Source organism: Pseudomonas sp. HPB0071 (assembly GCF_000478505.2).
Taxonomy (GTDB): Bacteria; Pseudomonadota; Gammaproteobacteria; order Pseudomonadales; family Pseudomonadaceae; genus Chryseomonas; species Chryseomonas luteola.
Map to the genome: position 1 here is coordinate 173,272 of NZ_KI517370.1, position 14,922 is coordinate 188,193.

Sequence of the window (14,922 nt, forward strand, 5' to 3'; positions counted from 1 at the left end):
CCCTGTTATCGATCAGCGTACCAATAACCTTGCTGATCTTTTCCCAAGTGCAGCGGCCATGATGCGCAGCTTTATGGACTCAGTCCAAAGTAGAAGTAATCAACAAGCTACCGTTACTCAAATAAGAGCTCCAAAGCTAGGCTAATCTTAAGAGAGAAAGGTGCTTACATGACCGAAAGGTAGGCACCCTCTCGAAAAGGTAGATCTATCACTACCCGAGCCTTATTCGTGTCGCTGCGCTTGGCATGGTTTCTAGGGGCGTTAAACTTAAGTCGCGTTGGCCAGTGCCCCTCGTAAACAATGAAGGGCAGGCTTGCATTTAGCATTATTGACTTACGAGCCTCATTCTCTTTCCATGTGATATTGGCCCTTAGGTGCTTATTCACCGGCGTATGCCATCGAATAGGACCGCTTGCCATGGCGGCCCTCAGCTGCTCTATAACGTCAAATGCGCCAGCTTTTCCCAGACGCGAGAAGACCTCTTCTGGCGCAAGGACCTCAATGCTTTCCATCGACTTAGCCAGGGTGAACCCTACTGTTTGCAAGCTCTGTCGGGGCAGAATGTTTACTTGGCGCCACGCTTGGAGTGCATGGAGCCGTCCGTGCCCTAAGCGACGATAAAAAGTCCGCATTTTGTAAGGCGTTACGCCGCTGGCATCAAGCCTCTTCACACAGGTCTCAAAGTCTTGCTTCCGTTCATTCAAAAGTGAAAGAGCCTCAATTGCCGGACTCTGTACTTCAAATACGCCTGGGTAACGGTTCACGCTTCCGTTCGTAGAATTCGCATCTATCTCCCAGCTGCTAAGTGCCTTTAATAGCAGCTCGGCAGGGAGACCCTCAATAATATCGCCGTTATGCTGGTCAAATGCCTTTCCTTGAAGTACCGCGCCCGGCTGTAAAATTGCGGAGCGTACTTGGAATAGGGACTCATGAAGCGCCTCAAGAGCGTTATTGAGGTAATCGAACGCTTCAATTGGGTCCAACAGAGCTTCATGCATATGATTTATCCAACACTACGGTTTCAAATTATTTCATGATGCGCTTTTTGGTGTTCAAGTGCGGCGACGTATCAATTTGTTTTTAATAGAATTGGAAGGTGGTGCCGTATCTGGCGCTTCGCTGGGCTCACTGCTTGTTTGAGGCGTCTTTTCAGATTGAGCATCGTTACGCTTGTATTTATTCCATCCACCTTGCTTCCAAACACTGGCAGGAGGGTTGATTTTTCTGGCAGCAGCCTCTGTTTCAACAACCTCTTTAATTACCCACCAATTTTCTGGGTTCTCTTTGAGTAGCGTATGTATGAGCCAAGCAAGAACCTTCGTCGTTTGAGTAGTCTTGTTGAAACCAGATTTGGTAAATCGGTAGCTGCTATTGGTCTCTAGTCCTAGGAGAGGGCCTATGCTGTAGGAAGAGGTGAAGCTTGGGTCTATAGCCTCGATCATGCCTCCGAGCTCTGCCAGAGAGATTGTAGGTATTCTCGGAAGTTTGTCCGGGAAGGCAGAGAAAAGGCGGAGTAAGAGAGAAACGCTGCTTTGTAGGTCTTTGGGTTCAGATTTTTTGCTGTACAGTGCTGCGGTATTGACCCCTAGGGCCATACTAATTTCTGTTAGATGTAGGTCATTGTGTTGAATAATTCTGTCAATTTGGGTCCCTTTCAATGTAATTGGCTCACTCAATTCTTTCATGTGAGCCGGGACTAGCTCAGAAAATGTCTCTTTTGTCATCGCGAAATCCGTCAATTTATGTATATTAATTAATAAATCACTAAATACATCGAGCAAGGTGCGTCGCTCATGTCAGTAATCACGGCAAACACGGTTCTATTCTATCGCGGGGACGCTATGCATCGCCCGTTAGAGAAGGAGCTGGTGTTAGTAGGGGCCGACAAGCTCTTCAAAGCGCTAACGTTTCCGCGCAAGGGCATAACGTTTCTTTATGGTCATCGAAACCCCGCTATTCCTTTCTTCCTTGAGCAAGCTGCCTTGTCAAATCTCGATGCGAGTGTCATTGACGTTCATATCGAAATTGGTCCCTGGGTACGGCAAAAGGTCGATTTCTCCGACGATCCTGAAAGAGGCTTGCAGCACATAAAGTTTTTCAATGTGGTCCGGGCCAAACGCGACATTGCATCTCATATCGAAAATGTCTGGGTTAAAGAGCTTGGGTCCGAAGTAGCCTCCACGGAGGATTGGCCTAAAAGCGGTGGGACTCGATTCCCTTATCTTTTTGATAAATTGCATGATGACCCCGCCTTTAACCACCTAACAGCAATTGCTTATAACGTAACCTCCGCAGAGGTGGGTGACGTACAAGTTGTCACTGTATTCGATCTTGATGCCATACAGACTTATAAAACCGAACATCAGCTCGAAGGTATTGACCTTATTCTCTAACTTTTTCCCAAGCGGGTACACTGCTTGGGCTGTTTTTTATAGAAAATGCCGTGGTAGACTGAGCCAAAGGCAAGTGTTTTTTTAACCTTCTTTACCTCGGTACAATGATACGGTACGTAAGTAATGCTGCTTAAACAGACGTTGGAGTCGCTTCCTCAAGCAGCTTTAATCAGGCAAGAGGATGCTACCCGTTGGCTGGAAGGAGTGATGCGGTGGCACGCTGACCGCGCACCTTGGCATGCCAAGCGTTTAGGTGGTATTGGCGGCTCTGAAATGGGGGCAGTGATTCGAGGCATTCAGAACCTCAAAGGGAAAGGCGGCTTTTCGAACCTTCAGCAGGTTGTGGAAAGCAAGCTGATGATGCGGCTTCCCTCATTTGAAACTGCTCATATGCGTCGTGGAAACGCGTTAGAGCATCTAGCAAGGCTGTCATTTCTCTATCGGTACCAGGCGACGCAAGATACGAATGCCTTGACCTCGATAGCTTCAGCAAAACAGAGAGAAGGTTACGAGTGGTGTATCGGAAACCCTGATGACTTCGTAATCATCAACGGTAAACGGTTCCTCAATGATTATAAGGTTCCGTCAACCTATACCGATGACATCGATTTTGACTATGAAGTCCAGCTGCATCACTACCATCTTCAAGCCCGCTTCGCTGGTATCAAGGTAGAAGGCCTTCTGCTTACGAAGCTGGACCTGGCGCCAGAGATCGCTGCTTCGCTAGTTCAAAAGATTCATTCTCTCAGCCAGCCAGATCTACATGACCTAGCCAAGAGTATCGCCAAGCTCGATATGCCAGGGTTCAGAGTCGTTTCGCATGTCGTGGATATCAAACGTGACATGCATCTAGATATTCTTGACTGTGGTTATCACTGCTGGAATGAATTCGTCCTAAAGGGCCAAGTTCCCTCTTTAAGTAACAATGAAAAATTGGAGCTAGACGAGCTAGCCCTTTTCGACGTGGCTCAATATCAGTATCAGTATGCCTTGGCCAAGGCTGGCATCAGCCACCTAGAGAAGGTTTTACAGAAGGCCAGTGAAGGTTTAACCGGGCGGCTCCAGGACGTTGATATAGAGGACAAAGAATTTCCTCTTAGTATCGTAAAAATCGCCCCAAATGGACGCGACAAGGAAAGGGTAATTCAGGAGGCGCTTGCGCGGGGCGCCACTGAAACTGAGCTTGCATCTGAAGAGCGTAAATATTCCATAGTGGCGCTGATTGAAGAAATTAAGCGGCTCAATGGTAACCCTGATGCAGAGCATCTCTATTCATCATCACTGGATATCGCCAAGGCTGATGCCTACTTAAGAGCGGCTGGTGTTGATTTGCGCGACTTCAATAAGCCGGGGATAAGTCTTCGACTTTCAACCAAAAAACAGGACAAGGAAATGGCTGGCGTTTTCGAACGTTCAGCTGCAACCGTGCTTGAGCAATGGATGGACGAAAACTCCCCATGCAATCAACACGTAGATGGCATGGATGCCATCGAGGAGCCTTTTAGAGAGGCCACGGGGACTCTTCAAGAGGCTTTTGCCGACGCGCATCGCGAAGGCAGTCATGAGATTACTTCAACTAAACGCCCCACGAGAAGCGCAGGAATGCGCTAGGAGTTACCATGGATATCGGCGAGCTGTTTAAAAGCCAATTCAACCAGATGCGCAAGGAAGACCAAGCCAAATACTTCCTTATGAAGGTCGAAAAGGTCCAGATTGCTTCAAATAACAGCGACTCGTTTCGTGCTATTGGCACGAGAGTAGATAACGGGGCTGCTGTGGCTGTTACGTCTCAAAAGTCTAGCTCAGGCCAGCACCTTCCTGAAGTCGGGGGAATACTTAGGGCCGACAAGGTTTCTCGACTACCTCCCAATCCTAAGCTAAGTCAGCTAACGCTCTATAAAGCTGAATACTTCCATGCATATGGACAAGATGAGTTGTGTCTCCGAGCTATTGTTCAAGCTGAAAAGCCGCGCACAAACAGCCAAACACAAATGCAAAGTGCCCAAGTTCATGCTTTTGATATCGAAAGTAATGTCCAGCAATTGAATGCAGCCAAGATCATTACTGAGTTAGACAGGGTCGTATTTACAGCATTGAAACCATGGGCAGCCAAGCATAAGAGCAAGATTACACATGACGTCAAAGACTCACCTGTCTGGGGTGACGGTAAAACGGCTAAGCCAGGCCTAACTCCGTTTGCGGTCATTCGTTTCGAGGGCCAGTCCTTCAAGGTCTACGGCACTGGCATGATTAAAGAAGGCCCTGAAAATGCTCCCAAATATCGATTGCCTAAAGACTCTGAAATCCTTTCCAGGATCCAGGCCAACGCCAATATAAATAACCTTAAGTCAATTGCAGCTAGCCTCCCCGAGGCTGCTCTATCCAAGCTAGACATCTACGTCATCCCAGGGCTATCCATAACAGTGGGCCGTGACAGCCTAAACGATTACATCCGTATTCCTGAAGCCTTCGATTGGATCAACCAAGACAAACTCGATGGGGACGGGAAACCTACTATCCAGGCTGGTTTTCGCTTGGCCGATATCCATGTTAAGGAATCGCGGAAAGGCCGCATGATGGCTGTAAATGCAGTCCCTGCTGCGGGTGGAAACCTTACTAAATCCATTCCGCTTACGAAGCTTGAGCGTGAGGCCCGAGCACAAGCTCAACAAAGTGCCCCAGCAAGTGCAGCCCAGTCTCAAAGCGCTCAACAAGCCACACAGCCACCAACTAAAACCAAAGAAGCTGCACAAGCTGTTCGCCAACAAGCCCCAAATGAACGCGCTACCAAGATCAGCCGTAGCCCGGCGCCTACGTCAGCCGCGCCAGCGCCTGAACCTCAGTTTGATGAAGAGATGGCTCCAAATGCTTTTGATGAGCCTGGCGCAGGTTTCGACGATGAGCCAACTGGTTTTGAAGATGACTTTGAGTCGTTTGCTCAGGATTTAGCGGCTATGGAGATGATGGATAGCACCTCACCCCAAGGTGTTTCCGATGATCAAGACGTTGAAAGCCTCCTTAATGAAGCTGCCGCTAGACAGAGCATGCGCCGCTCCCGGCCAAGCATGTAGTCGGACCTTTTTTAAAGGAGATCTACAAAGGCGGGAAAACCCGCCTTTGTTTATAGCGTTATAGGATTTGTAGTCATGGCGCATAAGCACTGGTTAAACATGAAACCTTACGGGCTGAATTTCTTTCTTGCCCGAGATCTTAATGGTAAGGGTGCTCACACTCTCGTCATGGTTGGCCCCGGATTGGCCAACCACCGTCAAGAGTTGCAGAGCCTTGGTTTTCAACGCGATGAGCGGTTCGTCCATAGAGAGTACTGGACTCGTTCTGCTGCTGGTTTGAGTCCTGCCAACATACAACGGCTGTTTCCTCAAGCTCAGCTTGAGCTAACGGCTATTGATAAAATCATGCCTGCCCTTCGAGCTGGCATGACACAACGAAACGCCCCACAACCCATTTCCCAAGAGAATAGAACTGATGGCGCTGAATTCCGAGATGCACGAGAGCTACCTGAACATGACGTTCGAGGCGCAGATGATGCCAGAGCTCGAGTCCCTTCCAATGTGGGGGAGGATAATGCACGAGATGATGTACGAGCTGAATCCGTCAATGATGAAGTCGCTATCAGACAAGAACGAGCTGATGCCCTACCTCTTGAAGCAGAGCGAGTCACTAGCGGACAAAGCCCGCAATCTGGCGAAGGACTGGATGAGGATGAACCCACTACCGAAGACGGCAACGTACTTCGACCGCCTCGCATGGATGAATCACTCGAAGCAGGCGGCCCAAGAGATTCTAATGCAGGAAGTAAGCTTGAGTCTGAAGAGCTAACAGCGGCTCCAAGCTCTCCAAGCGCCTTTGTTGCACTCGAGTTTCTGATTGACCAGTCCCAGCAGTGGTTCCGAGTCGAAACCAGCTCTAGCCATTCTGAGTTGCAGGAGTCCATTCCGACAGTTCTGCGCCGGTTCATTGAGCGCTACAACATCAATCACGCCTCTACAAATATAGAGTCACGAATAGTCGATGATCTAACCGGAGAGGTGACCTTCTACGAAGCAGATAGCTCACTATTTTTGGAGCCTGTCCAAGCATCCCAAACTTCGTCTTTACCTAATGCCTCTGACGCAGAGTTAGACTCGGATGAAGTGACTGCCCTGCAAGCAAAAGTAAGGCAGCTTTTTGAGCAGGATATGCCTGCTGATGCTTACTTTCTATTCAAACAAGATCCTACGGCCAATCCTCTATCGTTACAGGAATTTATAGAGGAGATGCACGCGTCAGCAGGTGGTAGCGAAGCCTCACTGCGTCTATCACGAGCACAAAGAACCTACCTCTCCCGTGAGCTTTCGCTAACTTCTAGCGCCATTGAGTTATTTGCTCAGGAGGGCGAGCTTAGAGGTTTTGCCAAGCTTCAATCATTGCTGGCGCAGGGAAATGTTCTGGCTGCTGCAACAATTGAAGCTCTGGTTGACCATGAAAACCAAATAGAGGCTGCATTGCTCCATGCAGGCTGGGCTAGAGATGAGTTATACGACCAAGCAGATCCTGATCGGAGCGCGAAGTGGAGTAGAGCAGGGATACAAGAAATCTACCGTGAGGCCAGCCAGGACGGCTGGGTATATGTAGGCGCAGAGAAAGGATCTATCAAGCCCCTTTTTGACGTGGTTGACTCTTACGAGTTATCTCCAAGTCATATTGCTTATCAAATCAAAAGCCATGCCTCCGCTATATGGGGCGCTAGTCAAAACGAATCTATTTCCCTAGAGAAGCCTGAGCTAGACACTAATGAATCAGCTAGCTCCACTCATAATGATGCGCAACGGAGCGGTGTAATAGATGCCGAGCAAGTAGAGGAGACACCAGATCGCATCTGGAGAGGTACTACCTACGATCAGGTCCTCAAGGGGCAGCGCACTCCCTTCTCAGATGTAAGTCGAGTGCTGAAAGCATTTGCTGCAATGTCCAAGGCTGAGAGTTCAGGGCTAGCTTCGCTAGAAGAAAGCGAGAAGGTTGATTTAACGGGCTTCAAAGGTTGGGGGGGCGTAGCGCCTGAGCTCAGAACAGACAATCGGATCAACCGAATAAATGGATTTGGGGTGATGGTCGCAGACCATCTCAGCGTTGAAGAGGGTGTGTTTAATCAACAGTTGCTTGAAAACAGACTTGAAAGCTATTACACCCCAGCCCCATTAATCCGTTCGAATTGGAAAGTGTTCAAGCAGGCTGGTGTAGCTTCAAGTGGCCGCTTTCTAGAGCCTGGCTGCGGCTCAGGTCTTTTCTTTTCATGCGCCCCTGAAGAAGTTCAGTCACAAGCACGCCTTGTTGGTGTTGAATGTGACCCTTTTGCATCTCGTATGGCCCGCATTAATGCACCAGATGCTGTGATTCTGGAGAAGCGACTAGAGCAGACAGTCTTAGACAAAGGATTTGACGGGGTAATTGGCAACGTTCCTTTTGGGGAAACGTTGATCACCGACTCGCGTTATCCAGATGCGAAGCACATCCACGACTACTTCATCGTTCGCAGCCTTGACCACCTAAAGCCAGGTGGGATCATGAGCGTTATCACCTCAAGCGGCACATTAGACAAGAAAGACGACCGGATCCGTCAGCAAATAATGGCTCGCGCTAATTTAGTAGCTGCCTTCCGTTTACCTGTTGAGATTTTTTCTGACCAGGATGCCTCAGTAACCACTGACCTGTTGGTTCTTCAACGCAGGCCTGATCATACAGCGCCAGATTTTGATTTCACTAAATCTATACCGCAGTCATTTTTTGCTGACAAAGAAGAACATAAGTTCTTTATTAATCAGTATTTTGTTGATCACCCAGAGCATGTGCTGGGTAATTATGACGTCGCCTCGTCAGCCTTCGGTCCTAAGCTACAAGTAATCACAAGTGATGACCTTAGGGGACTGCCCATCTATCAAAAGGTCGATGCCATTGCTGCGCTGCTGGACAAAAAAGTTGAAGAATCAATCGCGCCAGGTATTGCCAATAGGTCTAAATGGCCGCAGTCAGAGTTTGTCCAGGCTCTTTCTGACTTGGGTCGGGAGCGTGACTTTGACTATGCCAGCGCAGTAGAGATTCAAGACTTCAAAGGTTTGGTTGGTGATTACACTCTGATCGATGAAAGTCTTTTTCTAGTACTAGATATCGTCGACCAATTTGACGAAAACGGTATTCGTAATGGCCATCATCACTTGGTCGAGGAGATAAAGCTCCCTCCGAAAAAGGAGGCGGTTCTCCGCGCTTATCTTCCACTACGAGATGCTGCTCGTTTACTAATCAACGCACAGATTAATGGTACCGACGACGAACTGGCCCAGGCTCAAGGTGTCGCTCAGCGAGCTTATGATGAGTTCGTAAAAGCCCACGGTCCGGTCAATAAGCTATACAACGTACGGATTTTTGAAGACGATCCAGGTAGCACAGAGGTCATGTCCTTGGAGCTCTGGGACGATGAGCTCGAGGAGGTTACGGCTTTAGCTGATACCTTCACTGCCCGTGTTGTACGAAGTGACGCGATACTAAATGCAACCAACTCTGAAGATGCTTTTTATATAAGCATTGACCGGAGAGGTAAGGTCGATCTCGATTTTATGACTGAGATCAGCGGAATCGCACGTGAGGCTCTTATCAATGATTTGCTCGGCAATTTTATCTTCGTTGACCCTCACAGTCACGAGTACATTAGTAGTGAGGTCTACCTGAGCGGCAACGTAGTCAAAAAACTTGAAGAGGCCCGCCAGGCATTTAGTTTGGATGAGCGCTTCAAGGTTAATGTCGAAGCGTTGAAAGCAGCACAGCCTGCACCAATCCCGTTTGAGCAAATCACGATACGGCTAGGCTCCAACTGGATACCTGCCAATGATATTAGAGGCTTCGTATCTAGTCTTGTTAACCAAAAGCTGACTGAGGCTGACTTTAAGGTTCGCTATAGCGCCGGTGCGGGTATATGGACAATTGATGTATCCGACTCCTTTAAGCGTGAGCATGAGTCTGCTCGAACGGCTCTCTTTGGGACACAGAATGCCAGCCTAGAAATACTCCTTGAAAAGCTTCTCAACAGTCAGCGTCCCTCTCACTACGATAAAATCGACGGCAAAAGCGTACTCAACGAAGTCGCGACAATGGCTTCTCGAGGCAAGCAGGACGAGCTGAACGATGCTTTCTACAAATGGGTAGCGAGTGATCCTGATCGGATCGAGCGCTTCACTCACCTGTATAACCAAGCTACCAACGTCATACGTGTTCCCACGCCTAACGGTTCACGGTTAACCTTCCCTGGTCTATCACCAAGCTGGCGCCCGAGAGACCACCAATGTGACAAAGTGGCCATGGCTATGATGGGTTTCAATAGCATGGCTGCTCATCCTGTCGGTGCTGGCAAGACCTTTGAGATGGTCGCTATCGCTATCAAACTCGGACAGTTGGGCATGTATCAGAAGCCCATGATTGCAGTACCCAACCATATGCTGGGTCAGATATCTCGAGAAGCGAAGCAGATGTATCCCGGAGCCAGAGTTTTAATGGTGACCGGGGAAGACTTAAGAGGGGCAAATCGTAAACGCTTCCTTGCTATCGCACGTAACAACAAATGGGACCTTGTTGTATGTACTCACTCTTTGCTCAACCAGATCTCAGCGCCCCTAGACATTGTCCTCAAGCAGTTCGACAAGCAAATCGACGTTATTAATTGCAAGATCGCAGAGACCGAGAACCGCCGTGTCGAGCGCCAGCTACAGGCTTCACTGAAAACAGTGACAGGTAAGCGCGAAGATACAATCAGGCAGTTTGATGAAGCGTCTAAACGATCAGGGATGATCACTATCAACCGACTGGGCGTAGATGCACTATTAGTCGATGAGGCCCACCTGTATAAGAACCTTGGCCTCAATTCAGCTATGAACGTGCTAGGCGTTACTACCTCGAGCTCGCAGCGCGCCTTCAACCTTAACGCCCTTGGTGAGTACTTACGTGATTACCATGGCAAGAGTTTCGGTATGCATTTCTTCACGGGCACACCGGTCGCAAACACAATGTGTGAGCTCTATGTGCATAACAAGATGCTCCGTCCAGAACTGTTGGATGAGATGGGCATTACCCACTTTGATGAATGGGCAAACCGTTTTGGAGATATTGTCAGTGGGTTAGAGGCTCTTCCAGAGGGAGGGGGCTTTAGGGTGAACGAGCGCTTCGCTCGATTCGTTAACTTGCCCGAAATGATACGGTTGTTCAGGTCCTTCGCTGATGTGAAAAGCAAGGAGCAACTCAATCTGCCAGTGCCGAAGGTTCACTCCCATACCGTTTCGGTTGAGCAAAGCGATTGGCAAAAGGCATTCATGAAGCACCTAGCTATTCGTGCCGTCGCTGTTCGAAAAGGCAAGGTTAGGCCTGACGAGGACAACATGCTTTCAGTAGCTACCGCAGGCCGCAAAGCTTCCTTGGACATGCGGTTGGTTGAAGACATCTTGCCGGAAGACAGCTCACTCAAATTAAAGGCTGTGGCTGAAAACCTTTACAGAATATGGAAGGAAAGTTCTGAGGTTAAGGGGACGCAGCTGGTGTTCATCGATCTCGGAACGCCAGGTAAAGACAAGCCCTTCTCATGCTATGCCGCTCTTAAAGATCTACTCGTTGATATGGACATGCCAGGAGCGGATATCGCATTTATCCATGATGCGAAGACCAACGATGCCAAAGAGAAGATCTTTGAAAAGGTCCGTTCGGGTGAAATACGAATTCTCTTTGGATCTACAGAGAAAATGGGGGTTGGTACAAATGTCCAGGAGAGGCTTTGTGCCCTACACCATGTCGATTGCCCATGGCGCCCATCAGATATAGAACAGCGTAAAGGCCGTATTGAACGGCAAGGTAATAAGTTTTTCGCTGAGGTTGAAGAGTATCGGTACACGACCAAGGATTCGTTCGATCTTTTCATGTGGGAGACCAACAAGCGTAAAGCAGCTTTCATCAGCCAGGCGCTTGCTGATCCTTCGATTGCCAGCCGTGAGGTCAGTGAGGAGATGGACCTTGGATATGCTGAAGTTATGGCAGTGACTACAGGCAATCCTAAGATACGCGAGAAGGTTGAGCTAGATGATCAGGTTGCCAAGCTAGACCGTAAAGAGAGGGCTTGGTATGCAGATCGAGCCAACAAGGCTTCGCTGGCTAGAAGCCTCCAGCTAGATCAGTCGATCCACATCCAACGATTAGAAGTCGAACAACAAGTGAAGGAAGCTCTTCCTAAGTGCCGCTTTAGCCATGTAACCGTTACAGGCCCAGTCAAAGATCTTCAAGATGGAGATGCAACTTGGCTCTATGCAACGCCGATTGGGCAGGCAGTGCTGAGCAGACTTCCCTTCATCGAAGCCAAGTTGATGCGCAACAACGAGGTTGAAGCGCCCCTCAATATGCGAGTTGGTGATATCGAGCTCGTGGTGTCTTTAAACCCCTCTAAATATGCTGAAATCAAAGGCAAGCTTGATGGAAAGCTCCTCCCTATCAACATTGTTCAGCCTTCAAAAAATGAGCAGATGACTGGTAAGCGGTTACGTGACTGGTTCAGAGCGGACGAGCGAATTCTTGAGCTAACTCAGGCTATTGATGCTGCGAAAAAGAACTTGGCAGTGCTCGGGGATATCGACCTTTCATCCGAGTGGCCACATAGAACTGAGCACCAGGAACTATGGAGTCGGAAGCGTGAGCTTGATCATTGGTTCTCTCAGCAAAACTTTGATCAGCAAGCTGAAGGGCCAGACCCCTTCCTGCGAATGCTCGAGCAGTTCCGCGAGAGCACCAAGCAACTTGGTCAAGATGCCCCTGAGGCAGTACCCGCGCATCCGGACAATGCGGCAGCGCAGGCTGATGAGTCGCAAGGCGAGGGGCATATTCATTTCGAAATGCCAGACCCTGATGTAGATGCATTGAGCCTAGCTCAAGAAGCAGTTACCTCTACTCGATTTGGCAACAGGGCTCTCGGACCTCATTAAATCTACAAAGGCCCTGCAAGGGGCCTTTCTCTGCATTATCTATGAAGAGTAAATGATGTACTTCATGAAAAGCTTTCTTTTAGCCGCCACCCTTGTAGTTGTCCCATCAGTAGTAGCTATGGCTGAGGACAGTGATCAACAACAGCCGGATTCCGCTGAGACTCATGCAGACTCCTCACAAGTGTTAGGGGGCAATGCAGGAAGCGCCTGCCAAATGATCCTTTGCTTAAGTAACCCCTCTGGAAAGGAGTTGAGTTCATGTGCTGCTCCCCTGAAGCGCTACTTTGACATGAAGCCTCACAGGCGACCGGGCTTTCTAGCCCAATGTCCTCGGAAATAAGAGGTCTTCTCTAAATGCTTTACATCAGAAGGAGTATTAACTGATGGCGCTATCGGCGGAGCAGCAAGTAATCGTTAATCACCCCATAGACCGTCATGCTGTAGTCCTTGCAGTTGCAGGATCAGGCAAGTCGACGACCATGGCGGAGCGTATCGCCTATCTTGTCGAGGCCAAGCGTGTAGAGCCTAATCACATCATTGCAGTGATGTTTAACAAGGCAGCGGCTTTGGAGCTTGGAGCCCGGTTGGTTAATCGTCTAGGTAAGCGTAACGCCCCAGCCTCCATGACGTATCACGCGTTAGGTACGCTCACACTGAACCGACTTATTCGTGAGGGCAAAGCGGAGCCTTGGGATTTTGTTGCTAACCCCAGCATTGCACAGCGATTCGCCACAGGAGTGATTGAAAACGTCTGCTTGAAGTATGGGCATAAATATCCTCGCATTGTTGCTGATGTATTTCTGAGCTTTATAGACCGTGTAAAAAGCGATTTGAGGACTCCAGCAGAGGTCTGGGCTGACGGTGAGTTTGATGCTAAGTACCAATGGTTTGTGCCTATGTTTGCCCAATACGAGCAGGCACGCGCCAGGGCCAAGAAGCGCTTTTTCTCGGACTTGATCTATGATCCAGTGGTTTTGATGCGACAGGACCCGGACGCCGCAAGAGTCGCGGCTGATCGCTACGCTCATATCATTGTTGATGAATACCAAGATATTTGTGAATCGCAGCAGTCCCTTGTGCGTTTCAATGCGGGGCAGAAAGCCCGAGTCATGGTGGTAGGGGATGACGATCAGACCATCTATACATGGCGTGGCGCCAAGCCCTCATACATTCTCAGAGACTTTCAAAGAGATTTCCCAGACTCCACGGTATACAAGTTAACGCGCACATGGCGCTATGGACATGCACTGTCCGTTGCAGCTAACCATGTAATCACGGGTAATGCAGATCGGGCTCTCAAGCTTTGTATTTCAGGTGATAAAGCTCCATCTACTGAGCTATACCTTGAATGGGATCATGGTAACGGGAAAAAGTTAGTCGAGACTGTTGGCGCATGGTTAGCAAGCGGGGGGACACTGAAAGATATCGCCGTTCTAGTCAGGACCTACTCCAAGTCTGGCGCTAGCCAATTTGCTTTGCTCCAAGCGGGCATTCCGTTTCGCTTAGAGGGTGGAGACGAGGCTTCGGTGCTAGCCAATAAATGGGTAGTCTCCTTACTCGGCTGGCTGAAGCTTGCGGCGGGGCAGTTTGCGGAACGGCCATATGCAGGTGATCCTGACTTTGGCTCTATCAAGGATATGAGAGCCGTACTGGATTGTCCCCCGCTTGGGCTATCTTGGGATAGCTCTTGCCAGCTCGCAATTGAGGTCTTAAAACAGCCTGAAGGCATTGATGGTTTTGCTAAGTTCACGAGTACGCTCGCAGTAACATCAGGTGAACTGGCCACTCGGGTATCCAGGCTGGGTGTGCTTTGGCGTAAATGTCGATCTTTGTCCTCAAAAGCTCGAAGTCTGAATCCATCAGAGTTACTTGGTTATCTAGCAGAGGAGCTAGATATAAAAAGGAGTATCTACAAGCATGCCAAGAGCGAGGATGACGCAAGCGATCAGTGGGAGCTGGTCGAGGCCTTCATAGCGTACGTGCAAAGCCGTAACGGGACATTACCTGAGTTCCTAAAGCACATCGCTGACCTACAGACATTCACTGAAAAGGCAAAGGAGTCTACTAACGCCGTCCATATGACCAGCGTCCATCGGTCTAAGGGTTTAGAGTGGCCTTGTGTAATCATGATTGGGTTAGCCCAGGGCGCCTTCCCTCATAAGCCAAAGCGAAAGCTAGAAGGTGACAAGGCGGATAGGCATCTGGAAGACGAGCGTCGACTCTTTTATGTTGCGATGACCAGGGCAAAAAAAGCCCTATACCTTTTTTCGCCACCAGACGCGATGCTTCACCAGTGGCTCAGAGCGGGTAAGCGCGGATACCCTAACGACCTGAAAGCTGATGGCAGTTCTGCTAGCCAGTTTTTATATGAATCAAACCTGTACTTATCAAAAACCATTCCGGGAATGCTTAGTAAACCTCTAGCCATCAAGGCAGCCGACCCGGAAGTATATAATGAGTACTTGCTAACGCTTGGTTGCTCTTACCAGGTAGAGAAACTCAATATACCCATTACGATGTAGTAA

The 14,922-nt window shown here is 49.1% G+C and carries 7 protein-coding genes; 5 read left to right on the plus strand and 2 right to left on the minus strand.

Annotated elements, in window-relative coordinates; genetic code table 11:
* Positions 1 to 164 precede the first annotated feature (164 nt).
* Positions 165 to 998, minus strand: coding sequence for a hypothetical protein (locus tag HMPREF1487_RS25185; RefSeq protein WP_010799619.1), 834 nt, complete (start codon positions 996 to 998; stop codon positions 165 to 167).
* Between the two features lie 54 nt (positions 999 to 1,052).
* A complete protein-coding gene (locus tag HMPREF1487_RS25190; RefSeq protein WP_154982431.1) occupies positions 1,053 to 1,781 on the minus strand; it encodes a hypothetical protein in 729 nt (242 codons plus the stop codon).
* A 12-nt stretch (positions 1,782 to 1,793) separates the two neighbouring features.
* On the opposite strand from HMPREF1487_RS25190, the gene HMPREF1487_RS25195 reads away from it, so the two are divergent.
* The 5 genes from HMPREF1487_RS25195 (at position 1,794) to HMPREF1487_RS25220 (ending at position 14,919) form a co-directional block, all read left to right on the plus strand.
* Entirely contained in the window at positions 1,794 to 2,393 is a 600-nt protein-coding gene (locus HMPREF1487_RS25195; protein ID WP_010799621.1) for a hypothetical protein, read from the plus strand.
* Between the two features lie 123 nt (positions 2,394 to 2,516).
* Positions 2,517 to 4,004, plus strand: a complete 1,488-nt coding sequence (locus tag HMPREF1487_RS25200; RefSeq protein WP_010799622.1) for a YqaJ viral recombinase family protein — start codon at positions 2,517 to 2,519, stop codon at positions 4,002 to 4,004.
* Between the two features lie 8 nt (positions 4,005 to 4,012).
* Positions 4,013 to 5,464, plus strand: coding sequence for a hypothetical protein (locus tag HMPREF1487_RS25205; RefSeq protein WP_010799623.1), 1,452 nt, complete (start codon positions 4,013 to 4,015; stop codon positions 5,462 to 5,464).
* A gap of 75 nt (positions 5,465 to 5,539) precedes the next feature.
* A complete protein-coding gene (locus HMPREF1487_RS25215) occupies positions 5,540 to 12,397 on the plus strand; it encodes an N-6 DNA methylase (RefSeq protein ID WP_010799624.1) in 6,858 nt (2,285 codons plus the stop codon).
* A gap of 383 nt (positions 12,398 to 12,780) precedes the next feature.
* Positions 12,781 to 14,919 (plus strand): ATP-dependent helicase, encoded by a 2,139-nt coding sequence (locus tag HMPREF1487_RS25220; RefSeq protein ID WP_010799625.1) that lies wholly within the window; start codon positions 12,781 to 12,783, stop codon positions 14,917 to 14,919.
* Positions 14,920 to 14,922: the final 3 nt, after the last annotated feature.

Coding starts and splice junctions, on each gene's coding strand:
- HMPREF1487_RS25185 (WP_010799619.1), bottom strand. CDS start 998: ATGCATGAAGCTCTGTTGGACCCAATTGAAGCGTTCGATTACCTCAAT.
- HMPREF1487_RS25195 (WP_010799621.1), top strand. CDS start 1,794: ATGTCAGTAATCACGGCAAACACGGTTCTATTCTATCGCGGGGACGCT.
- HMPREF1487_RS25200 (WP_010799622.1), top strand. CDS start 2,517: ATGCTGCTTAAACAGACGTTGGAGTCGCTTCCTCAAGCAGCTTTAATC.
- HMPREF1487_RS25205 (WP_010799623.1), top strand. CDS start 4,013: ATGGATATCGGCGAGCTGTTTAAAAGCCAATTCAACCAGATGCGCAAG.
- HMPREF1487_RS25215 (WP_010799624.1), top strand. CDS start 5,540: ATGGCGCATAAGCACTGGTTAAACATGAAACCTTACGGGCTGAATTTC.
- HMPREF1487_RS25220 (WP_010799625.1), top strand. CDS start 12,781: ATGGCGCTATCGGCGGAGCAGCAAGTAATCGTTAATCACCCCATAGAC.